The organism is Enterococcus sp. DIV0421 (assembly GCF_051713745.1).
In the GTDB taxonomy this organism is placed as follows: domain Bacteria; phylum Bacillota; class Bacilli; order Lactobacillales; family Enterococcaceae; genus Enterococcus_D; species Enterococcus_D casseliflavus.
In genome coordinates, this window is the sequence record NZ_JBIOQM010000001.1 from 2,091,460 (window position 1) to 2,116,220 (window position 24,761).

The 24,761-nt window shown below is 41.0% G+C and carries 19 protein-coding genes and 1 pseudogene; 17 read left to right on the top strand and 3 right to left on the bottom strand.

What is annotated here, in order from left to right; all coding sequences use genetic code 11:
• Nucleotides 1-8 precede the first annotated feature (8 nt).
• Genes sufD through sufB form a run of 4 tightly spaced genes read left to right on the top strand, consistent with a single transcriptional unit; the run spans nucleotide 9 to nucleotide 4,483 of the window.
• Nucleotides 9-1,349: a Fe-S cluster assembly protein SufD gene (gene sufD, locus IGI96_RS10090; RefSeq protein WP_015508910.1), complete on the top strand. Its 1,341-nt coding sequence runs from the start codon at nucleotides 9-11 to the stop codon at nucleotides 1,347-1,349.
• Nucleotides 1,346-2,590, top strand: a complete 1,245-nt coding sequence (locus IGI96_RS10095) for a cysteine desulfurase (protein WP_074934372.1) — start codon at nucleotides 1,346-1,348, stop codon at nucleotides 2,588-2,590. The genes sufD and IGI96_RS10095 overlap by 4 nt, the downstream gene beginning before the upstream one ends.
• Complete coding sequence (gene sufU / locus IGI96_RS10100; protein ID WP_005232105.1) at nucleotides 2,568-3,062, top strand: Fe-S cluster assembly sulfur transfer protein SufU; 495 nt, start codon at nucleotides 2,568-2,570, stop codon at nucleotides 3,060-3,062. Before IGI96_RS10095 ends, sufU begins: the two co-directional genes overlap by 23 nt.
• Nucleotides 3,063-3,091: 29 nt before the next feature.
• Nucleotides 3,092-4,483, top strand: coding sequence for a Fe-S cluster assembly protein SufB (gene sufB, locus IGI96_RS10105; protein ID WP_005232103.1), 1,392 nt, complete (start codon nucleotides 3,092-3,094; stop codon nucleotides 4,481-4,483).
• A 133-nt stretch (nucleotides 4,484-4,616) separates the two neighbouring features.
• Here the strand turns inward: sufB and IGI96_RS10110 are convergent.
• Both IGI96_RS10110 and IGI96_RS10115 read right to left on the bottom strand, forming a co-directional pair.
• Nucleotides 4,617-5,910, bottom strand: a pseudogene (locus tag IGI96_RS10110) (ISL3 family transposase).
• A 374-nt stretch (nucleotides 5,911-6,284) separates the two neighbouring features.
• Entirely contained in the window at nucleotides 6,285-7,301 is a 1,017-nt protein-coding gene (locus IGI96_RS10115; protein WP_438785088.1) for an MATE family efflux transporter, read from the bottom strand.
• Nucleotides 7,302-7,691: 390 nt separating this feature from the next.
• Here IGI96_RS10115 and IGI96_RS10120 point away from each other — a divergent pair, with 390 nt between their 5' ends.
• Nucleotides 7,692-8,207: a hypothetical protein gene (locus IGI96_RS10120; RefSeq protein ID WP_008377855.1), complete on the top strand. Its 516-nt coding sequence runs from the start codon at nucleotides 7,692-7,694 to the stop codon at nucleotides 8,205-8,207.
• Nucleotides 8,208-8,220: 13 nt separating this feature from the next.
• Nucleotides 8,221-9,507, top strand: a complete 1,287-nt coding sequence (locus IGI96_RS10125; protein WP_074934370.1) for a hypothetical protein — start codon at nucleotides 8,221-8,223, stop codon at nucleotides 9,505-9,507.
• A 270-nt stretch (nucleotides 9,508-9,777) separates the two neighbouring features.
• Here IGI96_RS10125 and IGI96_RS10130 read toward each other — a convergent pair whose 3' ends face one another.
• Nucleotides 9,778-10,086, bottom strand: coding sequence for a hypothetical protein (locus IGI96_RS10130; RefSeq protein ID WP_008377858.1), 309 nt, complete (start codon nucleotides 10,084-10,086; stop codon nucleotides 9,778-9,780).
• An 881-nt stretch (nucleotides 10,087-10,967) separates the two neighbouring features.
• Between IGI96_RS10130 and IGI96_RS10135 the strand changes: the two genes are divergently transcribed.
• The 11 genes from IGI96_RS10135 to IGI96_RS10185 all read left to right on the top strand — a co-directional run bounded on the left by IGI96_RS10135 (nucleotide 10,968) and on the right by IGI96_RS10185 (nucleotide 24,714).
• Entirely contained in the window at nucleotides 10,968-12,662 is a 1,695-nt protein-coding gene (locus tag IGI96_RS10135; protein ID WP_074934369.1) for a DUF2075 domain-containing protein, read from the top strand.
• On the top strand, nucleotides 12,625-12,960 hold the full coding sequence (locus IGI96_RS10140; RefSeq protein WP_061053736.1) for a nucleotide pyrophosphohydrolase: 336 nt from the start codon (nucleotides 12,625-12,627) through the stop codon (nucleotides 12,958-12,960). Before IGI96_RS10135 ends, IGI96_RS10140 begins: the two co-directional genes overlap by 38 nt.
• 482 nt (nucleotides 12,961-13,442) lie before the next feature.
• Nucleotides 13,443-14,186 carry a hypothetical protein gene (locus tag IGI96_RS10145; RefSeq protein WP_074934368.1) on the top strand — a complete coding sequence of 248 codons (744 nt, stop codon included), beginning with the start codon at nucleotides 13,443-13,445 and terminating at the stop codon, nucleotides 14,184-14,186.
• A gap of 706 nt (nucleotides 14,187-14,892) precedes the next feature.
• Nucleotides 14,893-16,173, top strand: a complete 1,281-nt coding sequence (gene celB, locus IGI96_RS10150; RefSeq protein ID WP_074934366.1) for a PTS cellobiose transporter subunit IIC — start codon at nucleotides 14,893-14,895, stop codon at nucleotides 16,171-16,173.
• Complete coding sequence (locus tag IGI96_RS10155; RefSeq protein ID WP_074934365.1) at nucleotides 16,174-17,073, top strand: DUF7916 family protein; 900 nt, start codon at nucleotides 16,174-16,176, stop codon at nucleotides 17,071-17,073.
• A 290-nt stretch (nucleotides 17,074-17,363) separates the two neighbouring features.
• Nucleotides 17,364-17,945 (top strand): GNAT family N-acetyltransferase, encoded by a 582-nt coding sequence (locus IGI96_RS10160; protein ID WP_074934364.1) that lies wholly within the window; start codon nucleotides 17,364-17,366, stop codon nucleotides 17,943-17,945.
• A 496-nt stretch (nucleotides 17,946-18,441) separates the two neighbouring features.
• A complete protein-coding gene (locus tag IGI96_RS10165; RefSeq protein WP_086339089.1) occupies nucleotides 18,442-19,461 on the top strand; it encodes a serine hydrolase domain-containing protein in 1,020 nt (339 codons plus the stop codon).
• Between the two features lie 261 nt (nucleotides 19,462-19,722).
• On the top strand, nucleotides 19,723-19,959 hold the full coding sequence (locus IGI96_RS10170) for an addiction module antidote (RefSeq protein WP_016609673.1): 237 nt from the start codon (nucleotides 19,723-19,725) through the stop codon (nucleotides 19,957-19,959).
• Complete coding sequence (locus IGI96_RS10175; protein ID WP_074934362.1) at nucleotides 19,956-20,366, top strand: type II toxin-antitoxin system death-on-curing family toxin; 411 nt, start codon at nucleotides 19,956-19,958, stop codon at nucleotides 20,364-20,366. Before IGI96_RS10170 ends, IGI96_RS10175 begins: the two co-directional genes overlap by 4 nt.
• A 393-nt stretch (nucleotides 20,367-20,759) precedes the next feature.
• On the top strand, nucleotides 20,760-22,997 hold the full coding sequence (locus IGI96_RS10180; protein ID WP_086339090.1) for an ATP-binding cassette domain-containing protein: 2,238 nt from the start codon (nucleotides 20,760-20,762) through the stop codon (nucleotides 22,995-22,997).
• Nucleotides 22,998-23,238: 241 nt separating this feature from the next.
• Nucleotides 23,239-24,714 (top strand): helix-turn-helix domain-containing protein, encoded by a 1,476-nt coding sequence (locus tag IGI96_RS10185; RefSeq protein WP_074934360.1) that lies wholly within the window; start codon nucleotides 23,239-23,241, stop codon nucleotides 24,712-24,714.
• Nucleotides 24,715-24,761: the final 47 nt, after the last annotated feature.

A 24,761-nucleotide genomic window follows, 5' to 3' on the forward strand; every position in this document is an offset into this window, starting at 1 on the left:
CAAGGTAAATGGCAAAATTACAGGATTATCTTGAACAAGTCAACGTTTTTTCAGCGTTAAAAGAAGAGCCTGAATGGATGTTGGAATTACGCCAAGCAGCCCTTGCGAAAGTGGATGAACTTGCGTTTCCAAAAATCGAGCGGGTGCGTTACGAGCGTTGGCCATTGTTCAATATCGACGAACAAGCACTTGCTGGTGAAAAAGAATTTGCAGGCTTCATCGATCCAACCTTACCTGCAAGTGAATCTAAGGAGACAGGTGCTGGCTTGGTTCCCGCCTTTGACGCGATGGATAACCATCCGACTCTCGTTCAGTTTGATGACACCACCATCTTTGAGCAATTACCGCAAGAGCTGATTGACAAAGGCGTGATCTTCACCGACTTGTTTACAGCAATGAAAGAAGTACCAGAGTTGGTCAATCAATACTACATGACCAAAGCAGTACCAATGGATGAAGACAAAATGACCGCAGCACATGCGGCGTTTATGAATAGCGGCATGTTCTTGTATGTACCAAAAAACGTGGTGATCGAAGAACCCCTTGAAGCGATTTTCTATCACAATGGCAATAGTCAAGCGCATTTCTTCAAACACATTTTGATCGTTGCTGATGAGCACAGTGAGTTCAGCTACTTGGAACGTTTCCAAACCAAAGGCGACCAAGCGAAAAAACTGTCTGGCAATATCGTAGTGGAAGTGATCGCCAAAGCAGGTGCGAAGGTCAAATTCTCTGCGATTGATCAGTTAGGTGTCAACATCACTACGTACATGAATCGTCGCGGCTACGTATTACGAGATGCGATGGTAGATTGGGCAATTGGAGTCATGAATGACGGCGACGTCGTGGCGGACTTTGATTCTGATCTTGTAGGCGAAGGCGCGCATTCGGAAGTCAAAGCGGTCGCCATCAGTGCTGGGCGTCAAACACAAGGAATCGACACTCGCGTCACCAACAAAGCACCGCATTCCATTGGCCATATCCTGCAACACGGCGTCATTAGAGAACGCGGCGTCTTAACCTTTAACGGTATCGGACACATTTTAAAAGGAGCAAAAGGGGCGGACGCGCAACAAGAAAGTCGTGTCTTGATGCTTTCTGACCAAGCCCGTGGCGATGCCAACCCAATCCTTTTGATCGATGAGCACGAAGTAACCGCCGGACACGCAGCCAGTGTGGGACGGGTCGATCCAGAAGAAATGTACTACTTGATGAGTCGTGGGCTGCGCAAAGCAGAAGCGGAACGTTTGGTGATTCGTGGCTTCTTGGGCTCCGTCTTGACCGCGATCCCAGTCAAAGAAGTGCAACAAGAATTGGTTGCCGTTATCGAAGGGAAGTTACTCGCATGATCGATGCCCAAAAAGTGAAACAAGCGTTTCCCATCTTGGATCAGCTCGTAAATGACGAACCATTGGTCTACCTCGACAATGCTGCCACTACGCAAAAGCCAGAGGCGGTGCTGCAGGCGATCACCGATTATTACCATCAAGACAATGCCAACGTTCATCGTGGGGTCCATACCCTCGCAGAACGGGCGACCCATTCCTATGAAGGCGCACGGGAAAAAGTGCGCAGCTTTATCCATGCGAATGAAACGGCGGAAGTGCTGTTTACTCGAGGGACGACCACTGGTTTAAATTGGGTCTCCCGCAGCTACGGCGACCGTTTTGTCAATGAAGGCGATGAAATCGTGATTTCCTATATGGAACATCATTCCAATATCATCCCTTGGCAACAATTAGCAGCCCGAAAAAAAGCTACCTTGAAATATATCCAGCTGACGCCAGAAGGCACCTTGGACATGGAAGATGCCAAGAAACAGATCACTGAAAAAACCGCTATCGTTTCGATCGCTCATGTTTCCAATGTTTTAGGCGTGATCAATCCGATTGCGGAGCTAACCAAATTGGCGCATCAGCACCAAGCCGTCATGGTGGTGGATGGTGCTCAGGCTGTTCCACATATGACAGTTGATGTCCAAGCACTGGATTGTGATTTCTATGCCTTTTCTGGCCATAAAATGTGCGGACCAACTGGCATCGGTGTCTTGTACGGCAAGCGGCAATGGCTGGATCAGATGGAGCCCGTCGAATTTGGTGGGGAAATGATCGATTTTGTCCATCTGCAAGAAAGCACGTGGAAAGAACTGCCGTGGAAATTTGAAGCTGGTACACCAAATATTGCCGGTGCGATCGGTTTAGGTGCATCGGTGGATTACTTAACAGAAATCGGCTTAGAAAATATCCACGCCCATGAAGCAGACTTAGCTGCTTACGTTTTGCCAAAACTGCAAGCCATTGAAGGCTTGACCATCTATGGCCCCCAAGAAGCAGCAAAACGCACGGGAGTGATCGCCTTTAATCTAGCAGGCATCCATCCTCATGATGTTGCCACCGCTTTAGACATGGAAGGCATCGCCGTACGGGCAGGTCATCATTGTGCCCAACCCCTCTTGACCTATTTGCAAGTCCCAGCGACTGCACGGGCCAGCTTTTACCTGTATAATACAAGAGAGGACGCCGATCGACTGGTTGACGCCATCAAGCTGACGAAGGAGTTTTTCCAACATGGCACTAACGAAATTAGATAATTTGTATCGACAAGTCATTCTGGATCATTCCAGCCACCCACATCATCGGGGCACCTTGGATGATTCAACGTACAAAGTCGAATTGAATAACCCTACCTGTGGCGACGTGATCCACTTGGAGCTCGCTGTCGAAGGAGACACCATCAAAGACATCGCGTTTACTGGCGAAGGCTGTTCCATCAGTACCGCCAGTGCATCCATGATGGGGGATGCGATTATCGGTAAGACACTAGCAGAAGCTGGTGAGCTATCAGGCTTGTTTTCTGAACTCGTCCAAGGAAACGACATTCCCCAAAGCGATCGCTTAGGCGATGCTTCCATGCTTGGAGGTGTGGCGAAGTTTCCTGCACGCATCAAGTGTGCGACCTTAGCTTGGAAAGCATTAGAAAAAGCTATTGCTGCCGACAGTACACAAGCATCTGTCAGTCACAGCCACGCCAATGAATCTGACACTGAAGAAACCAGCGAATAGACAACCGCACTACAAAAGGAGTGAGAACCATGGGTGTACCCGAATTAGAAGAATATAAATTTGGCTTCCACGATGACGTGCAGCCTGTTTTTAGTACCGGCGAAGGATTGACCGAAGACATCGTCCGTGAAATCTCACGGGTCAAGCAAGAGCCAGAATGGATGCTTGAGTTCCGCTTGAAGTCTCTTGAAGCCTTCAACAAGATGCCCATGCAAAACTGGGGCCCAGACCTGTCTGACATCGATTTTGATGCCATCAAATATTACCAAAAACCAAGTGATCGTCCTGCCCGTGATTGGGATGACGTACCAGAAAAAATCAAAGAGACCTTTGAGCGCATTGGTATTCCAGAAGCCGAGCGGGCATACCTGGCTGGCGCTTCTGCCCAATACGAATCAGAAGTCGTTTACCACAACATGAAAGAAGAGTTTGAAAAACTTGGCATCGTTTTTACCGATACCGATTCAGCCTTGAAGGAATACCCTGAGCTGTTCAAACAATACTTCTCAAAATTAGTCCCACCAACCGATAACAAGCTTGCTGCTTTAAACTCAGCCGTTTGGTCAGGTGGTACCTTTATCTATGTACCAAAAGGCGTTCGTGTCGATGTGCCATTACAAACCTATTTCCGAATCAATGCCGAAAATACCGGTCAGTTCGAACGCACATTGATCATCGTTGACGAAGGCGCCAGCGTCCATTACGTCGAAGGCTGTACCGCCCCAACCTATTCAAGCAATAGTTTGCACGCAGCCATCGTTGAAATTTTTACCCTAAAAGACGCTTACTGCCGCTACACCACCATTCAAAACTGGTCAGACAACGTCTACAACCTAGTAACCAAACGGGCCAAAGCCTTAGAAGGTGCTACCGTTGAATGGATCGATGGCAACCTAGGTGCCAAAACAACCATGAAATACCCAAGTGTGTATCTTGATGGCAAAGGCGCACGGGGCACGATGCTTTCCATTGCCTTTGCAGGTGCCAACCAAATCCAAGATACTGGTGCAAAAATGATCCATAACGCACCAAATACCTCCAGCTCCATCGTCTCAAAATCAATTTCTAAAGACGGCGGTGCAGTAAACTACCGTGGACAAGTCACCTTCGGCAAGAAGAGCGCAGGCTCTATCTCCCATATCGAGTGTGACACCATCATCATGGATGACCTATCGAAATCCGATACCATCCCATTCAATGAGATCCACAACAGCCAAGTGTCCCTAGAACACGAAGCCAAAGTCTCCAAAATCTCAGAAGAACAACTGTACTACCTAATGAGTCGCGGTCTTTCCGAAAGCGAAGCAACCGAAATGATCGTCATGGGATTCGTCGAACCATTCACCAAAGAATTACCGATGGAATACGCAGTCGAATTGAACCGGTTGATTAGTTATGAGATGGAAGGTTCTGTGGGGTAATTGAATTGCATAAGCTAGAAATGCCTATTTGAAGGCGTTTCTGGCTTTTTTTGCTCTTTGTCAATAAGGACTGATGAGTTGTGCAAAATCAAATCTGGGTCAGAATGAACCACATTCTGGCTCAGATTTTTTGTTATCTTACATTGATTATTTGATTGATCAAAAAGATTCTAATTCTCATGTTCTCGAATGATTTAAATCCGTAGGATACTCGTTTCATTGTCTTTATGTGGGTATTCTTCGCTTCTATTTTCCATTGGAATAAGGTTAGATCATTGCGTTGGTAATGCCTTCTTCATAGGTCAGAAGGTTTTGAAGCTTCTCCCGAAAGCCACCATCTAACGTTTCTGGAAGTTCTGCCAATAAGGAGAAAAATAAGTCAGGGTCTTTGTCTCGAAAGGCTTCAACTAATTCATGAAAAATGGGATACGCCTCCTTTAGGGGCGTAGAAAACTCAAGCAATCGATCAATCATCATTGCTTCAGTAAGAAATGGGTATTTTGGTGCTCGGAAACTTTTCCATGTTTTGTATTCATAATGGTTGATGTTTGCACGATTTTTTAGCAAAAAGCGCCAGTTCTTTTTCAGTTTTTCTGCCTGGTTTTTCTGTCCTGCTTTACGAAGTTCATTCATTTCACGGATACGCAACTCATTGAACGCTTGATTCATGTGTTTGACAATATGAAAACGATCAATCACTACTTTCGCATTTGGCAGAACACGTTTGGTGAGCTGGAAGTAGGCAGCGTTCATGTCTGTCACCAAGAATTCTACTTCTTCTGGATTGGTACAACCTAAGAAATAGCTTGTTAATCGAGGTAATTTACGCATAGGCAAAACATCTAATAATTTTCCTGTTTCGCCATCTGCGCAAATAAAGCTCATTTTATCTTCTATGGAAGCATGCGAGCGAAATTCATCAACCATCAATACTCTGGGGAGAATCTTCTTAGATTGCTTTGGCAAATAGCTTTTAAACTCTTTCAATGTACGAATAACGGTGGTCAAAGATACCTGACAGCTTTTCGCAATAAAAGATAAAGATACTTTTTCAGTCAGTAAAGAAGCAATTTTATATCTAACATGATTTGCGATTGAATGTCTGGGTTGGACGAAATAACTTTGAGCAGTCCAATGGGTGCGGCAGTTTTTACAGGTATAGCGCTGCTTTTTTAGGCGCATAACCAAAGGCATATGATTGCATTGTTCAAAACGGACAATCGTTTCCTTCTTCCCATTTTTCACTATAATTGCTTTCCCGTTTCCATCTACCACAGTAGAACCACAACTTCTACAAGCTCGAGGAGTAGGCGAGAGAACAGCATCGACGACCAACGTCTTTTTCTTCTGAAGGGTCTCGTAAGAGACCTCTGTAATCATCAAATCTTTCTCTATTATTCTCAGCATTTTTTGATAGAATCATTCATATAGCATATCGTCCTCTCAGTTTGTTTATTTTGTGGTGATTTAATCATACTAGAGAACGATATGTTTTTTAATATCTAAAATGAAAATGGGGCTGAAGAATCAATTCTGATTCATCAGTCCCATAAATTATAGAGCCCTTTTTTCATGTGAAAACAATTACCACTTACGTCAACGTATGCTGATACCATTTCTTCCCTCAAAATCGCAGCAAGAAAATCAGGCCCCGAACGCCCCATTCGATGGTCATCACGACATAAATCCCTGTCAATCCATAAAACAAAACGATACGAGCCAAGTACCCCATACCAATCCGGAAAATTTAAATCGAAAGCAGCGAAGCGATGGTCGTGAAGTTGGTATCGCCAGCAACGCGCTATGCAGCAGGCAAAATGAAGACAATGCTCCAAGTTAGAAAGTGCATCACGATGGCAATCAAATAAAGCCGATAAATCGCTGGAACAATAACTGCCGGCGGATTGAACAGGCGCATCCCATATGAAAAGAAGGGCAGCAGACTTAAGTTAATCACAAGAAACGCCACCATACCAGTCAAAACAAAGGCCTTCGTAAACTTCTTGGCGTCTGCGATATTGCCCCGTCCAATACTTTGGCCCACGATTGGCACAAGTGATGTGGCCAAGGCGCTAGGAATGATTTCTAAAATCTGAATCCCTGAAGACGCAATCGCGTTGGTAGCAATCACATTGGTTCCAAAACTGACGATCATTGTTTGGATAATGATTTTTCCGCCATAAAAAAACAAAGAGTCAGCAGCAAAGGGAATACTGATCTTTAACACTTTGCTGATGACTTTCATGCGAATATGCATAAGTCTTCTTTCTTTAATATAAAGAGCCCGCGATTGATGCGCAATGTGTAGACAGCAAAGAGCAACCCAATCATCCCCATGCCTAATACATGCAAAAAGAGAATATTGAAGACAATGTAGACAAAGTTCATTAGCAAAGATAATTTTAAATGAGGCCTTCGTGTGGCCAATCCATCTCAAACTGCCATTGGTTCCTTCTAATATTGCTTGCAATCGGTATGAGGCCAATAGACCCAACAAATAAATCTTGGCATGGTCCAAAACCAGCGACTCTGCTTGTCCGAATAACAACTGCAAGATACCTTTCTGAAAAACAGCAATCAAAATACTGACTGAACAGGCCAAAAAGACGGTACCGTAGACTGTGCCACTGCACACTTTGCTATGTTGTTTGCGCTCTTTTTTGGCGAAATATTGTGCCATCAAGACTGTTCCACCCAATCCGACAGCAGTAAACGTATTGACCAAGAAGAAATGCAAACTGCCAACCATACTGACCACACTAACTGTTTCTGTACCAGCGGAGCTGATCATCGCTGTATTGACAAAATTAAAACTCACATGAAAAAATTAATCGAGGATCACGGGTAACACAAGAGCGAGGATAAACGGATAAGCAATATCTTGCCCGAAATAAACATTCTTTAGCCAATTGCCGCTATGATGCAGGATAGACTTGATCATATTCAACGAGGACACACCTTATATTTAATTTTGCACACGGTTTCATTTTTATGCTATCGTTTATGGTAGCTTATGTCAATATGGAATAAGTCGAAGGATGTGCAAATTGGCGAAATTGTAAAGGTTTATCTCGGATTTTTTATCACCTGACAAAAAGGATTAGGTGTTTTATGAAAAAGACAGTGGAAACGCAAAATATACCTTGCTACGACTGAAAGTAAAGGCTATTATAATCTTGTTAATAAATAAAATAAGGGTGGTAAAAAAATGAAAGAGTACCAAGATATTATGGGTAAATATCAGAAACAAAAGCAATACTATAAAAAAGTCATAGTAGTATCTATCGGATTGATCCTACTAGCAAGCCTCATCGTTTTTTTAGATGTGGTAAGAATCAATCCTTTGCTTGTTTATTTGGTGGGAATGAGCACTGCTCTTTTTTATGCAAATAAAACTCGTGTTGAAAGTAAATCATATGCACAATTAAAAAAATATTTGCGAAAAGCAAATCCAAAATTATTGCAACAAGAAGCGCTTGTCTTTTTTATTGACCAACAACTCAATAAACTTCCTCAAGAAGAAGCAAGTGGTCTTTTTGATTGGTTAGCAGAAGAAAAAAAATGGCAAGACAAGAAGGAACGGTCATATTTCCATGGAAAAGTGGATGAATTGCGTGCGTATTATTTGTTCCTCAACGATATGACCGATGATGAAGAGAATGGGGAAATCACTTTGGATACATTTCGGGCATTAGGAATAAACAAATATAAAGAGTTGGTCTAATAGGAGAGAAAGAATGAAATTAAGAAAAGAGTTATTAGGGATTGTTTTGGCTTTTTCAATGACAGGGATCATTGCAACCTCTGTGAATGCAAATGCCTACCAAGATGTCTATGATCAGCAAGAAAAACAAGAACAAAAAATCAATAAATTGCTTCAATCAGTGTTTATCTCAGAAGATGAACAAAGCACATTAGAACATGAATTGACCTCGTTTGATCAAGTGAAGGATCGTGAAAATAGACAAGGTTTATTGGATTTGATTGCGCAAAGTGAAGCAACGCTCGCAAAAGTTGAAAAGAATGTGTCATCTGCAGAAGCCAATGCCGTTAAAACAGAACTTAGCCAAATCAAAACACAACTAGATGCGTTGGCTAAAAAAAGCGATGAAGCGTTTATTACCAAAGATGATCAAACGCAAATCAATGAAATCACAGAGAAGTATCAAACGGTATTTGGAACCAGTGAAATTACACCTGTCAGGTCTTTAGCAAATGAAGTAACAACACTGGCTAAAGCAGTCGAGAGGCATCAAAAAGAACTGATTTCTCTAGTTGATAAGCTCAAAGAAGATAACAAAGCAACAGATACATTGCTGAAAAAAGACTATTTGTCAGAGCGCGATAAAAAAGACTTAACGCAAAACAAAGCAGTCAACCAAACATTTTTCGAAGATGCAGATGAAAAGACAGCTGTTGAAGAACGACAGAGTGATTCGGCGAAGCTGATTGAAAACATCAGGCAAAAGCAAGAAGCGACTGCTAAAGAATTCAAAGACTATGAATTTAAAGCCAAATCACTGATTAAAGAAACAACATTATTGCTTGATGATGGTGATCTTACGAAGGATGAAACAAAAGAGCTTACAACTGCGAAAACAACTCTGGAAGATTCATTGGCGTTGAAAGATTACTCACCAGGTACCTTAAAAGATGACTTTGCTGCATTGGATAGTCAATATGACAGTGCAAAGACAAGCAGTGACAAACGGATCGCTGATAAGAAGAAAGAAGCCGAAGCGGCTGCAAAAGCTGAGCGTGAGAAACAGGCCAAAGAACAAGCAGAAGCCGCAGAGCAAGCGAAAGCTAATGAGGAAGCAAATCAGGCGAATGCCAACCAAGCCACCCCATCTCCTTCATTGGTTGGCGAATGGTACCAAGCACCTGCAGGGTATAAGTTCTTGAAGGTCGAAAGTGGCAAGACCTATGGACAAGTAAAGATTCCAGAGAACTTCACGTTGATTACAGATTCAGAAGCACAGAGTTATAGTCCGGGTCATGGTAACGGATATGCGAAGCAATAATGAATAGCCACGTCAGACAGACCAAATTTGAGTATTTGGTCTGTTTTTCTATATGCAAAAAATAAACGAATAATAACGATGTAACAGATGCCTTTGTTTTCGTTCATCAAAATACTACCTTATTAATAATTGGAATAATTTTATCGTAAAGTAATAGTTTTAGAATATTCGGACTGTTTTCTCGTCCAAAAAGAAGTTGGCAAATCGAAGAAAAAAACTGATTGATAACGGTATCAATCAGTAAGAGCTTAAAACGATCGAAGATTAGTATTACTTAGCATCGTTTTCTTTAAAGTAGTCATCAATGTAATCCTTAATTTTTTCAAAGTCCTTAGTCAGAAAAAATTTTGAAGGAACTTTTATGATAGGGAGGTTATTTTCATTATCAAAAGGAGCAAATGGCTCAGGAAGGACCAAGTAATCAACAGTATCTTTATCTCTCAGATAATTGATTGAAACGTCGTAAAACGGTGAAAAATAGTCTTTGAGGCTTGTGTCTCTTTGATAAAGAACACCTGGAGTTAATGGTGTGTAAGATAATCCATTGCTCAAAACTAAGACAAAACAAATTCTTTTCATAAAAAATCACCTTTCCTTTCGATTAAATACTAGCGTCATCTCAACAGTCAAGGATTCGTTATTCATTTAATAAATCCATTTTAATAGACAAATGGATAAAATAGTGAGCAATAGAAAAATAATTCAGTTGTTGGGTAGAAGGGAACCAACAATCACAAGTTGTTCCTTTAAAAAACAAGAGATAGGAAAATACCAAGAACAATTGTGGTTAAGATTTCTAGAGCTCTTTCCAGAAACAAATTGTTGCTTTTTAAAAATATTGTTTTCTTTTTATAAGGGAACCAAAATGACTGGTTTGCGTAGTCTGGCGGGTACACGAGATCTAAAATACCACTGATTAACAGTAATGGAATTGCTTCGAAAATATTGTCATGGACGGCTAAATAAATATAGTATGTTAACAAAGAAATTTGAGCGATCCGTAGATATCTTAGGCTGGTAACTGTATGGTTCATCAAATCATCCTTTCGTAAATGATTATCTCATATTGAATGATTTGGTCAAATTAAAATTATAAAATATTTATTTTAATGTTGAAAAATAAATTCTTTTGATTTAATAAACAATTTATAAATATCCTAAACAGAGGATATTTGATGAATTATCAAAGGGGATTTTCAGCTATTTATTTTAGAACGTTTTAGAGAGGATTCGTTTGAAAAGAGTTTCAGGATAATAAGTTAGTCTATTAAATCATTAGCAAAGTATGCACGTTGGACGAAATTAGTAGATTAATCAACAGCGATTTTTTTAAATAATGGTTATTTTGCTAAAACAAAAAATTACCAATTTTGTCTTTAATGCTTTAAGAGCAAAATATGCAATGATATACTAAAATAAATAACCTTAATGGAATAGACACTAAACGGAGACTCTAAAATATGACCAACCAACTAATCATAGAAGATCATCATTTCAAGAAAGGTGAGCTATCTAGCATAACGACGGCTTATATCGATCAGTACCCAGTCGTTTACATACTCTACAACCGAAATGAAAAGAAAAGACCTGTTGCGTACATTGGTCAAACGGTTCAAGTGAACAAACGATTGAAGCAGCACTTGAATAACGCTAAGCGCAGAGAAATTAAAGAAGTCCTGCTGATTGGTCATGAAAAATTCAATCAATCAGCGACCTACAATATCGAAACCAATTTGATCAATCACTTCATTGGGGATGAGCAGTTTCAGTTGCAAAATGTCAGTCAAACAAGACAGGTGCAGATGCATCAGTATTATGAAAAAGAGTATTATGATGAAGTGGTCTTCCAAGAGTTATGGGAAGAATTGCAAAGGCGTCAGTTGGCGAAGCACTCAATCGATACGATTCGCAACAAAGATGTGTATAAATTATCCCCTTTTAAAGAACTGACGCCAGAACAGTTAGATATAAAACTTGAAATCATTGAGTACTGTAAACAAGCGATTCAGCAGGATGAAACACAAAAAGTCTTGATGATTGAAGGAGAAGCTGGAACGGGAAAGAGCGTCTTATTAGCATCTCTCTATAACACCCTTCAAGACTATACAAAATCAGAGTCTGTATTAAAAGGCACTGATAATTATTTGCTGGTCAACCATTCAGAGATGTTAAAAACCTATCATACAATGGCAGAAAGTTTGCCAAATTTAAAAAAGAATCATATGTTAAAGCCAACTTCCTTTATTAATAAAACAGATAATCAGAAGTTGCACCCAGACATCGTTATTGTGGATGAGGCCCATTTGCTTTTAACGAAGAAAGACAGCTATAACAGTTTTCACTATGAAAACCAACTAGAAGAAATTATCAAGCGAGCAAAAATCACGATTTGTATCTTTGATCCGAAGCAAGTATTGAAAATCAAAAGTTATTGGGATCAGGACCAATTGGATCAGTTTCAGAAAAGGTACAATGCTTCTCGCTTTCAGCTAAAAGATCAATTAAGAATGAAAAGTAGTCCACAAATTATTCAATGGATCGATGATATCGTAGAAAAACGTGTAACACCGATTCCAGAATCAACAGCATCTTTTGAGCTTCAGATTATGGAAACCCATGATGCGTTGAAGAATAAAATCTTTTCTCTCGATAAAAAGGAAGGTCTGTCACGGATCATCTCAACATTCGATTATGTTCATAAAAAAGACGGAGCTTCTTATCTTGTAGATCCTGGTGGGATCAACCTGCCATGGAATACGACCGACACGAAGCGAACATGGGCGGAGCGACCAGAGACAATCAGTGAAGTCGGATCAATCTACACCGTCCAAGGTTTTGATTTAAACAATGTAGGAGTCGTCATTGGCCCTTCCGTTGATTACGATCCAGAGACCGACCAGCTTGTCATCGATATCGATAAATATGAGGACAAAGGGGCGTTTACGGGACGTGACGATATGAACCAAGAATTGACGAAGAAAGCCAAAGAAACGATCATCCTTAATTCATTGAATGTATTAATGAAACGAGCAATCAAAGGGCTTTACATCTATGCAATCAATCCCAATCTCCGCCAAAAACTCATAGCCCTACAAAACGAAAGGAGCCAGTCCAACCATGCAAAACCAACCCTCTTCAATGGAACGGATCAATAAATTCCGAGATGATCGCAATTGGCGACAATTCCATAATGAAAAAGATCTAGCTATTTCTATCTCCATCGAAGCCGCCGAATTGTTGGAGATTTTTCAATGGAAAACACCTGAAGAAGCCACTCAAGATTTCGAACATCTAAAAGAAGAAATTGCCGATGTTCTGATTTATTCCTATATGCTGGCAGACAATTTGGGTCTTGATATTGATGAGATCATCAAAGAAAAGCTGGAAAAAAACAACATGAAGTATCCGGTGAAAGAAAGTAAAGATTCGAAAAAGAAGTATAATGAATTGTAACAAAAAAGAAGCAAGGACGCTGCAAGTTCTTGCTTCTTTTTTTTAATGGAATAGGAGCAACAACGGCTTTCTGAATTCATCAGTGATTGGTTACGAACGTCAAAAATCTGTCATAATTGAGAAAGTTGAAGATAACTTCAAATTGGTTACAATTTTTCGGAAATTTGAAGTTAACTTCAAATAAGCGCAATTTTTTATAAAAATGAAGTTAGACCTAGTGTCTGCTAGAGTAAAAACAAGATTATCCTATCCGAAAATGAAGACAAGGTCATTGGGAAAAAATCGGCAACAATGAAGGTCATTTTCTATCAAAAATATTTCTCCCCAAAAACCTAAAAAACCTATTGCCCCCCGAGCCCACTTACTGTATAGTAAACAAGAATATTTCATGAAAATAACCAAAAATAACTAATTACAAAGACTTTGTTATTGAAAATTGCGCTTAAACGATGCCGCGAACGGAATGTAAGAAGGAGAAAACAATGACGTATCTAACAAACAATTTTGTGAATTGCATGATCACTTTAGGGTTTATCTTCATCCATCTATCTTCAAATGTTATCTCATCCAGAAAACTAAACGTGCAATACATGAGCTCCTTTGCCGCTGGGGTAGGGATCTCCTACGCGATCGTTCATCTATTGCCCCATTTGGCGTATTTTCAAACGGTGTTGATCGATGAATTTGGCTGGGATTCGGGGATTTTTTATAGTCATGGGGTCTATGGCATCGTTTTGTTTGGCTTAGTCTTCAGTTACGTGATCTACAAAATCGATGAGCGGACGTTTATGGTGTTAGAAAAGAAAGACATCACCAGTGCCAAAAACGCCTTTTTTTGGTCGGATATCGCTTTTCATGTGATCTACAATATCATGATCGGCTATATCGTGATTGCCAATACGCTATCAGAGCGTTTTTACATTTTGACCTACTTTATTGCCTTTGGTTTGCACTTTCTCATGAACGATTGGCTGCTCTATCACCATCATGGTGCCCTCTATAACAAATATGGCCGTTTTGTGCTTTCCTTCAGTATTTTCGCGGGAGCTGCGTTCTCCCTCTTTGTTTCATTGCCCTACTATTTGGTGGTCATCATTGAAGCCTTGATCACCGGCGCTTTGCTGGTCAATATCATCAAATTTGAGTTACCCAATGAAGGAGAAGGCAGTATTCGTGGGCTATTGGTAGGCACGATCTGCTCTGGAATTTTGTTTGTATTTGTCTAGCGCGAAAAGGAGGACTGAATCATGGATGATTCGGTCCTCTTTTTTTATAAATACGCAAAGTAATTACTATTTTCTGTTTCAATCAAACAAATCACAATAGTTTTTTATTTTTTTGACCATTATTTACAATTTTGTTACGATGTTCGCTTGCTTTTCCCAAAAACATTCTATAAAATGTAAGCGAATAGAAACCAAAAAAATAGGCACCTCGTATCTCTGCGCCAACAGATTTACGAGGCCCTGATCAGTCACACCCTTAAGACGGATGACCAATCAAGTTGCCATAGTTGATCGCCAAAGGCATCAACGTGTTTATTGTACCCGATTTTCTTGTCGATTTCTAGTAGATTCAGGCAGGTTTTTGGGCAAAAACCGTGGGATGCTGGACGCTTATTTTGCTATGCCAAAGGCATTGGACAATCTTGTCCAATGCCTTTTTTGTCGTTTGAAACGGTTCATGCGCAGGATCGTTTGCGGCAAATAACAGGTGTGAAGATCAGTTGAGGACAGTCGCATGGAAAATAGGCAGTCATAGTTGAGAAATCCAATGCCATGCGTTCTTACTGTGTTCATAGAAATAGCGTTCTGGCGATCAGCACTTCAATCCTAGGTTCTTGAAGGTGGCAAGCCTTGGTTTCTATTCACACTTCGAAAAGATACCTGAAAGCAATCTGTCAGCGTTCTTTTAAGGTTAAGGAGGAAGCTTATGAAGGATTCGTTAAAGAAATTTATGGAAGAAAAAATGCTGCCATGGGGAATGAAAATTGGCGGTGAAAAGCATCTAGTTGCCATCCGTGATGGACTTGTCACCACGATGCCTTTGATTATTATCGGTTCCATTTTTGTTATTTTATCTAACGTTCCATGGGAAGGCTTTAACCTATTTGTTACTAGTATTTTTGGCGGGGAATGGCGCAGCAAATTAGACTTTGTCGTACAAGTGACCTTTGGTGTGATGGCGCTGTTCAATTCCTTTGCTATTGCGTATAGTTTAGCAACCACTTACCGCGTCAGCGGTTTATCTGCCGGTGTATTGGCAGCTTCGGTTTTTCTTTTAGTCACTCCGATTGAAGATGGCGGCATTCAAATGTCTTATCTTGGTAGCCGCGGGCTGATCGTAGCAATCATCACTAGTCTAATCACGGCGGAGATTTTCCGATTATTCGTACAAAAGAATATCGTGATTCGCATGCCAGAAAACGTTCCCCCGGCGGTCAGTCGCTCCTTTATTGCATTGATCCCCTCATTCTTTTGCCTCTCGCTTTTCTGGGTGATTCGTTTATTAGTGGAATCATTCGGCAACACGAATGTTCATGATCTGCTGTACAGCCTTGTGGGACAACCACTATCTATCATTGGCGGAGGCTTTGTAGGCGGTCTGTTTGCCATTATGTTTACGTCATTGTTTTGGTCAGTGGGTATCCACGGGTGGGACTTGGTCTTGAGCGTCTTGCAGCCGACATGGATTCAAATGATCGATGAGAATCGAATCGCTTTTCAAAACGGCGAAACGATTCCGCATATCATCAATTATACCTTTATGAATACCTTTGTCTGGATTGGCGGTAGTGGGGTGATTTTGGGCTTAGCGATCTTGCTATTAGTCAGAAGTAAAAGCAAGTATTTAAAAGAGTTGGGGAAACTCGGATTTCCATCAACGGTTTTCAATGTCAATGAACCCATCATGTTTGGATTGCCCGTTGTCATGAATCCATTGATTTTGTTCCCTTATATTCTGACGCCGGTCGTTTGCTATATCATCTCTTATACGACAGTTGCCATGGGGATCGTCCAACCTGCCGTCGTTTTGGTGCCCTGGTCGATGCCGCCAATCATCGGCGGTTATCTAGCCACAGGCGGACATATTTCGGGGGCAATCTTACAACTGGTGAATCTGACGGTTTCTATCGCCATCTATTATCCATTCTTCAAAATGCTGGATAATCGGACATTAGCCAGTGGACTAGGTTCAGAAAGTGAGGAGTAAATGGAGACAAAACGATTATTGAATTGCACGGCAGCTGATTTTAAATCATTTGATAAAGACCAGCTATTGGAAAGTATCCGAGGAAGTGCGGGGCGGACGATCGTAGCAGAAAATGATGTCCAAATCGATCCGATGTCTAGAGGAATCACCAATGCTGAATTCGTCGCTGCATTTGGGGCGGATTTGATTTTGCTGAACCTATTTGATTGCGAAAACGGCGCTATCAAAGGATTACCGACAACGGATGACCCCATTCGCTTTTTGCAATGCTTAACGGGGCGGCCTATTGGAGTCAATCTTGAGCCTGTCGACGATTGTGCGGAGCAGATGGAACAGCTGACAACTATCGCTACTGGGCGTTTGGCAACAAAGAAAAACATGGCTCGTGCAGAAGCACTTGGATTTGATTTTATCTGTCTGACAGGAAATCCTTCCACTGGCGTTTCAAATAAAGAGATTACAGCGGCAATCAAACAAGCAAGAGCCATTTTCTCTGGGATCATTATTGCTGGAAAAATGCACGGAGCTGGTGTCAATGAACCCGTGTTAGATGAAGAAATTGCGTCTGCGTTCATTCAAGCTGGAGCCGATGTTATTCTTGTACCCATCGCGGGCACGATTCCTGGGCTGAGTGAACAACATATGAGTGATCTAGTGGCCTTTATCCACCAAAAAGAGAAGTTGGTCATGGGCACCATTGGCACTACACAGGAAGGTGCAGATACAGGTACGATCCGTGCCTTGGCATTGACTAGCAAACGTGCCGGCTGCGACCTTCATCATATCGGAGATGCAGGTTTTTCTGGGACCGCTGATCCCGAGAACATCTTGCAACTATCCATCGCCATCAGAGGCAAGCGCCATACCTATCACCGAATGGCCATCTCAGTGAATAGGTAGGTGGAACAAATGGGCACATGCCTATGAAAGGCAAGAAGTGTTAGAAGAATTTTTCGTAGACTAATGAAGTAAGACCGAAACAGAGAGGAAGTCTGCTGTTTCGGTTTTGTTTATGTATGTAACCTACATAGTAAGTCTTTGAAAAATGAAAGAAAGCAATTGGTTTTTTGTTTTCCTAAACGAAATCTATATTTAATAAACGAATTGGCGAGCAGTTGTTTTCTAAAGTACCTTTGATTAAAATAGGCACAGCAGCTATCATATACTAACTAAGCAAAGGAGTATGCCACATGCTAATAGGCAACAAAGTCACTTTAACCCCTGCGGAAATCAAAGATAAAGAAGCGGTCTATCAATGGTGTTTTCACTCTGAAACCACAAAGTATCATTCCGGACCACCTTCTTATCCTAATGCACCGATCGCCACTGAAGCAGAGTTTTTTGAGGACTATCAAGAGTATTACTTTACTGGTGCCCAACCGCAAGATGGCAGAGGCTTTTTGATTCTACATGCAGGTGAACCTATTGGCTTTATTAGCTACTCCTCATTTCATCTAAAAGACGGCATAGCAGAACTGGATATCTGGTTGAATCGGGAAATTCATTGCGGCAAAGGATTTGGCACCGATGCGATCGTCACCCTCGGTGATCATTTACATGAAACATTCGGCATAAAAAAATTGATGATGCGACCATCGAGAAAAAATATTGCTGCAGTCAAATCTTACGAAAAGGCTGGTTTTACGCAATCTTCCCAAGACCTTGCTGACTATTTGTTGGAAGAGTATCTTGATTTATATGCCGAAGGGGATTATGGGGCAGAAGAAACGGTGACATTGATCAAAACGTTTCCGTCAACTGCATTGAGCTGATCTATAACAGTCGGCTTCAAACGGTTAAAGGTTATTTCATGAAAACAGTCCATTTCACTTTGCAAGCAAGGGGAAATGGAATGTTTTTTTACCTTTTAGCAATTTAAGGCCATTCAAAATACTCGTTCTTCGCTCTGTCTTATAACTTCGTACGCACTCTAAATTCCTTCCTATGCAATAGTTATCGAAAAATCGTATAAGCCCTCACCATTGATAAGCTAACATTGAGAACAAAACATAAAATAAACATAGTTTTTTTTCAAAATTCCGAGAAACAGCGAGTAGATTGCCATTGCTCATGAAATGACAGATGGATAGAATGGTCGGGTATCTTTGCACACAAAGTACAAAGATACCACCATTGTGAAGCGCTTTATTCTATGATACCCTGATAACAGATAGGAGGAGATAAGGATGTTGCGTTTCCAAATATGAAAAGGGTAGGCTGGTGTTGACGACAAGTTGTCCTTGTACGAAACATTCGGAGGAAGAGAAAATGAATACCCAATTAATTGATAAGAGATTAGAACAAAAGCAAAAAGAGTACGCTTTTTATGGCAATATTCGTGTGGTCAAAGCTGACAAGGTTTTGGTGGATCGCACTTTTGGCTATGCAAACGATGCAGACAAATTGCCAAATCGTGCCCATACCCGTTTTGGCATTGCCTCAGGTTGCAAGCTTTTTACGGCACTAGCCATTTGCCAATTAGTTGAAGCAGGCAAACTGAGCTTTGACACGACACTGCAGGAGTGTGTTCCCGATGTATTGCCAAACTTTGATCAAGCTGTGACTGTTCATCATTTGCTGACACATACCTCTGGTATCCCTGACTATTTTGATGAAGAAGTATCCGATGATTTTGAAGCACTTTGGCAAGACTTGCCGACCTACCGAGTGCGAACCCCCCTTGATTTTTTGCCGCTTTTTCAAAGAAAAGCCATGACTGATCCAGTGGGAAGCAAGGTCAAGTACAACAATGCAGGGTACATCCTCTTAGGAATGGTGGTGGAAGCAGTTAGCGACTTACACTTTACCGACTATATTGAAAAGAATATTTTTGAAAAAGCAGAAATGACAGATGCTGGTTACTTTGCCCAAGACACGCTGCCTCGCAATACGGCATTGGGATATATTGAAACGGAATCAGGACTTAAAACCAATATATTTTCCATCCCAGCCAAGGGCGGACCGGATGGCGGTGCTTATGTATCAGTTGAAGACTTAGAAAAATTCTGGCATGCATTGATGAGCGGGCAATTACTGAGTAAAACAATGACCGAGATATTTTTGACACCACAAGTCCATGAGGAAGATGAATTTTTTTATGGCTATGGCGGTTTAATGAAAGTGATAGAACAAAAAGTGGTGAAGTACATCCAGATGGGCTACGATCCCGGGGTCAACTACCATTCCGTCTACTACCCAGATCAGCAGTTGTTGATCGCGGTATGTTCAAACAAATCGGCACATGCCTATGAAATGCAAGAAGTGTTAGAAGAATTTTTCGTAGACTAATGAAGTAAGACCGAAACAGAGAGTGAGTTCTTTGTTTCGGTTTTTTTATAGTAAGTTTTAATGCGTGATCAAGAATTCGCAACAATTGTGGTGAGTAGGAAAAAATTAGGAAATATATTTTCAAATTGGATTGATTATTCTTTGGTATGTCGGATCATAGAGTTGAAGGTTATGCTCTTTAAGACATATTTTGACGGCATGTATCTATTGTTGTATAATGTATATACAAATTCATTTGTATATACATTGGGAGGGTAGAAATTGAAAAAAACAAAAAAATATAAAGTCAGAAGATCTGGTAATAGTGATATTACAACGATACCTGCAGAAGTAAAGGAGTATATCGGTGTTCAGACCGGTGAATCAATCAGTTATGTTTTTGAACGGGATGGATCTGTAAAAATGATTAAAGCGGTTGAAGAAGTTTCTATTGATTCAATCGTAGATTCAGTCATGGATCAATACGACAAAGCTTTAAAAGACTTGGTTGACTTATGATTTTTTTGACGGCGGCAGATGTGATCAGAATCAATGCGAAAGTAATTGTACAGTATTCTAAAGGAGAAATGATTGGTGTAAAAGATGCAAGTGCGTTGGATATGGCAATAAATCAACCTTCACAAGCTGTGTTTGGCAAAGAATTATATCCGACAATTTTTGATAAGGCATCAATTTTAGCAATTAACTTAGTAAAAAGACACCCTTTCCATAATGGTAATAAACGGACCGCTTTAGTTTCTATGATTACTTTTTTGCAGCTTAATGGATATGTTACAAATTTTTCTCAAGATGAAGCGGTCCATTTTATTCTGACTATTACTACTAGTAAAAAAGAATTTAACGATTTAAAAGAAGAGGTGGCAAGCTACTTACAAGATTCTAATCGCGTAAGGCCTAACTTTTAAGTAAAGTGTGCAAAGAAATATTTCAATTAATTGATGGTTGTTTCGTAATCAAACGGAATTGTTCGCTTAAAGGTTAGTAGCTAATCATTACTTTTCGTTAAACACATCGACGCGAAAGCAGATCAAATCCTTATAAAAAGGGATTTGGTCTGTTTTCGTCTTTTCTATTCGCCACTTGCGCCACGCATTTTTTATTCAATAGTTATTCTTCTAACCCTCGGTTCATCTATCAATCGAAAAATCGCATAAGCCCTCTATCCTTGCTATTCCAACATTTAGAACAAAACATAAAATAAGCATAGTTTTTTTTCAAAATTCCGAGAAACAGCGAGAATGTTTGTGCTATAATGGTCGCTCACTGAAAAAATTCAACAGAATCTGGGAGGGTATAGCATGCAGGAATACATTACGATCCACAACGCCAGGCAGAACAATTTGAAGGGCTTTGACTTGAAGATTCCCAAAAGAAAAATCACGATTTTCACGGGTGTCTCTGGTTCAGGCAAGTCATCGATCGTCTTTGACACGATCGCACAAGAAGCTGGGCGACAGCTGAATGAGAACTTTTCGAAATTTGTCCGCAACTTTTTGCCAAAATATAGCCAGCCCGATGCGGATGCCATCGACAATCTTTCGATGGCGGTAGTAGTTGATCAAAGCCGTTTAGGCGGCAATTCCCGCTCCACATTAGGGACGATCACGGATATCAATCCCTTGATCCGCTTGCTTTTTTCTCGTCTTGGTCAACCGTATTTAGGTCCTGCATGGAATTTCTCTTTCAATGATCCTCATGGGATGTGTCCCACTTGCGAAGGGATTGGGCGCATCGTCGGCTTAGATTTAGAAAAGGCACTGGATCTTGAAAAGTCCTTAAACGAAGGGGCGATCCTGCTTCCTGGCTATAAAGTCGGCTCTTGGCTGCTGAAGTCTTTCACCAATACGGGCTTTTTTGACAATGACAAGCCATTGAAAGAATATAGCGAAGAAGAAATGAACCGCTTTTTGTATGCCCAAGGAGAAAAAATCGATTCCTTGTATATGGAAGGGATGAGTTCCACCTATGAAGGCTTAGTCGCTCGTTTTAATCGCTCCAATATCAAAGGTGGCAATGAAAGCTCCGCTGCTACCCAGAAGAAAATCGCTTCTTTCATGAATGAGCAGAAGTGTCCTGACTGTCAGGGAAAACGATTCAATCCACAAGTACTCGCGTGCAAAATCGCGGGCTATTCGATTGCGGACTTTTTGGCGATGCAAGTGGATGAACTATTGACGGTTCTTCAAGAAATCTCGGAGGAGAGTGTCCAACCACTGCTTCAAAACATCCAAGCGAGAATCACTGATCTAATCAATATCGGGTTGGATTATGTTTCCTTAGACCGTGAAACGACGACCCTTTCTGGTGGGGAAAGTCAGCGGGTAAAAATGGTCAAACACTTGTCTTCTAGCTTGAACGATGTGATCTACATTTTTGATGAACCGAGTATTGGGCTACATCCAAGGGATGTCCATCGATTGAATGAATTGTTAGTCAAACTACGGGACAAAGGAAACACCGTCATCGTAGTGGAGCATGATCCAGATGTCATTAAAGCAGCTGACCATATTATCGATGTTGGTCCTAAAGCGGGGAAAAATGGCGGCTATATTACCTACGAAGGAACCTTTGAAGGATTGCTGCGCTCAGATACACTGACTGGCAAAGCTTTTGGACAGATGGTGGACTTTAAAGAAGCACCTCGCCAGAGTCATCAGGTTATCGAAACGAAAAAATCGACGCTGCATAACTTGAAAAATACAGCACTGCGGGTGCCATTAGGAGTATTTACAGTGGTGACCGGTGTTGCTGGTTCTGGAAAGAGCAGTTTAGTGAATGGGGTTTTTGCTAAAGAATACCCCGAAGCCATTACGATCGATCAATCAGCGGTGGCGGGAAATATCCGCTCCAATCCAGCGACCTATTCTGGGATCATGAATGACATTCGGAAGTTATTTTCCCAAGAAAACAAGGTCTCAGCAGGTCTTTTTTCCTACAATTCCGAAGGCGCCTGTGAAACGTGTAAGGGCCACGGGACCATCAAGATGGAGCTGTCCTTTATGGATTCCGTTGAGGTTTTGTGTCAGGCCTGTGGCGGCAAACGGTTTAAAGAAGAAGTCTACCAGTATCGCTTGAAAGGCAAGTCGATCGATGAAGTCCTTGCCATGAGCATCACAGAAGCGGTGGAATTCTTTGAGGAAAAAGCGATTCAAAGAAAACTAAAACAGATTTTGGCTGTGGGACTAGGATACATGACCCTTGGACAGCCATTGAATACCTTGTCTGGTGGTGAATGCCAACGACTGAAGTTAGCAAAAGAATTAAGCAAAAAAGGCAATATCTACATTATGGATGAACCAACGACCGGATTGCACATGGCAGACATCAAGAGCATTTTGGCGATCATCGAACGGCTAGTAGAAAAAGGCAACACGGTGATCGTGATCGAACACAACCTTGAGGTCATGAAAGCAGCGGATTGGCTGATCGATGTCGGCATTGATGGCGGGATTCGCGGTGGCGAAGTGTTGTACGAAGGGATTCCAGAAAAACTGATCGAGTGCCAGTCCTCGATTACTGCCCAGTATTTATTTTAATGAGAAAACCAAAATAGCCGCAAGCAGCTCTTTCATCGAGCGCTGCTTGCGGCTTTTTTTCTTTTTCCTCCAGCAAAAAGAATATGATAAGTCTAAAAAATTAATTTCTCCTTGTTATTTTTTTCATTTTTAGTAGGTTTTTTGATTAAAAATATATAAATTTGAGTATATAATTACCAAATAGTGTGCTATTTATGTAATAGTATAGAAAAGAATTTCTTGAAAAAAAGGAGTGGGATGAATGAGAGAGTTGCAATTGGCCTTCATCAGCAACCGTACGACTGCGCGCTTGTTTCGGCTGCTGAGTACGATTGAGCGAGACCGTGTGTTCACGATTGGCGACTTAGCAGAACGCAATCAGGTGACGCAACGAACGATTGCCAATGATATCAAATACATGAAAGAATATTTTGGGGACAGTATTGCCCTCGTTTCGGGCAATAGCGGGTTTGTTTTCGAAGAGAAAAAGCCAGCAGACTATCAAAAAAGAAAACAAAGCTTGTTAAAAAATGAATGCTTATTTGAAATTATCGGGAATATTTTCCATGGCAAACTATCTAAGGTGGATGAGCTGGCACATCATTATCATTTTTCAGAGAGTACGTTTCGGCGTCTACTCAATCAGCGAAACCCTATTTTAAAAAGCTATGGCTTGCAGTGGGCATCTAATCCCTTAACGATTGAAGGAAGTGAAGCCAACTTGCGTAAGTTTTTCAAAGATTTTTATTACGAAGGTGTGGAAACGATCTATACGTTGGTTCCAGATCAAGCCTTGCATGACTTGATCTTAGGTCAATTGGAGGACAAGTTCGGCTATTATGAAATCGGATCTGGGGCGACTCCCGCAGCGTTTTACTACACGTTTTATATTGCCATCAAGCGTGCGAGCCTCGGCTATCGTATCACTATGCCGAAAGAACTGGTTAGACAGGCGTATAAAGGGAACAGTTTTTCCAAGCTATACGCACTGAAGGAAGGCATTGAGAAAATCTATCAGGTTCAGCTGCCCAAAGAAGAATTCGCTTGGATCTACTTAGTCACCTTGTGCAAGCGAACCTTGGATCAAGAAGAACGAGAGGAAAAGTTTTACCAACAATTTCATCAAGGCGAAGCCATCACAATTGTGACGGACTTGTTTCTTCAAAACCATGAGGTGCACCAAGCACAAGCCAAAACGGTTGCGACTTTTTTACGTTCTTTCTTTTTATCGAGAAAAATTAACCATGCGATTGCGCCGGTTTTGAACAAGGAAATGGATGATATCAAAGAGGTGATCATGCGTTCCAACAGTGAGAGTTACCAAAAGAACTTACAATTTCTTAAGGAGCAGAGCAAAAAACTCTCTTTGTCTACTGCCTACTTAGAAGACATCTGTGTCAGTTTAACGATTTATAGCGAGCTGATTTTCGATTATTATGCACCAGCAAAAACCATTTATTTTCTCTTAGAAGGAGATCATTTTGTGTGCCAGCATATCCAAACAAGAGCGATCCAGCGATTTGGCAGCAAGCATAAATTGACGTTTGTTCAACTGCAATATTTAACAAAACATACGCTTCATGCTGCCCATATCGATTTGATCGTGACCAATTACAATCGCTACCTCGTTGATTATAAAGTCAAAACAGATTACTTATTGTTGAAATCTCTCCCGGATGATCGCGATTGGGAACACCTCGAAAGGAAAATAAATCCCTATCAAAAACCGCTCTTTTAAACCAATTGCTGTGCTGTTCACGCGTTTAAATAGGTATGTTATTTATT

What these genes read in the sequence shown, in the direction of transcription:
- IGI96_RS10160 (WP_074934364.1), top strand. Translation starts at nt 17,364, where the DNA reads ATGCTAATAGGCAACAAAGTCACTTTAACCCCTGCGGAAATCAAAGAT.
- IGI96_RS10185 (WP_074934360.1), top strand. Translation starts at nt 23,239, where the DNA reads ATGAGAGAGTTGCAATTGGCCTTCATCAGCAACCGTACGACTGCGCGC.
- IGI96_RS10125 (WP_074934370.1), top strand. Translation starts at nt 8,221, where the DNA reads ATGAAATTAAGAAAAGAGTTATTAGGGATTGTTTTGGCTTTTTCAATG.
- IGI96_RS10155 (WP_074934365.1), top strand. Translation starts at nt 16,174, where the DNA reads ATGGAGACAAAACGATTATTGAATTGCACGGCAGCTGATTTTAAATCA.
- IGI96_RS10175 (WP_074934362.1), top strand. Translation starts at nt 19,956, where the DNA reads ATGATTTTTTTGACGGCGGCAGATGTGATCAGAATCAATGCGAAAGTA.
- IGI96_RS10120 (WP_008377855.1), top strand. Translation starts at nt 7,692, where the DNA reads ATGAAAGAGTACCAAGATATTATGGGTAAATATCAGAAACAAAAGCAA.
- sufB (WP_005232103.1), top strand. Translation starts at nt 3,092, where the DNA reads ATGGGTGTACCCGAATTAGAAGAATATAAATTTGGCTTCCACGATGAC.
- IGI96_RS10165 (WP_086339089.1), top strand. Translation starts at nt 18,442, where the DNA reads ATGAATACCCAATTAATTGATAAGAGATTAGAACAAAAGCAAAAAGAG.
- IGI96_RS10180 (WP_086339090.1), top strand. Translation starts at nt 20,760, where the DNA reads ATGCAGGAATACATTACGATCCACAACGCCAGGCAGAACAATTTGAAG.
- IGI96_RS10130 (WP_008377858.1), bottom strand. Translation starts at nt 10,086, where the DNA reads ATGAAAAGAATTTGTTTTGTCTTAGTTTTGAGCAATGGATTATCTTAC.
- sufU (WP_005232105.1), top strand. Translation starts at nt 2,568, where the DNA reads ATGGCACTAACGAAATTAGATAATTTGTATCGACAAGTCATTCTGGAT.
- sufD (WP_015508910.1), top strand. Translation starts at nt 9, where the DNA reads ATGGCAAAATTACAGGATTATCTTGAACAAGTCAACGTTTTTTCAGCG.
- IGI96_RS10135 (WP_074934369.1), top strand. Translation starts at nt 10,968, where the DNA reads ATGACCAACCAACTAATCATAGAAGATCATCATTTCAAGAAAGGTGAG.
- celB (WP_074934366.1), top strand. Translation starts at nt 14,893, where the DNA reads ATGAAGGATTCGTTAAAGAAATTTATGGAAGAAAAAATGCTGCCATGG.
- IGI96_RS10140 (WP_061053736.1), top strand. Translation starts at nt 12,625, where the DNA reads ATGCAAAACCAACCCTCTTCAATGGAACGGATCAATAAATTCCGAGAT.
- IGI96_RS10145 (WP_074934368.1), top strand. Translation starts at nt 13,443, where the DNA reads ATGACGTATCTAACAAACAATTTTGTGAATTGCATGATCACTTTAGGG.
- IGI96_RS10095 (WP_074934372.1), top strand. Translation starts at nt 1,346, where the DNA reads ATGATCGATGCCCAAAAAGTGAAACAAGCGTTTCCCATCTTGGATCAG.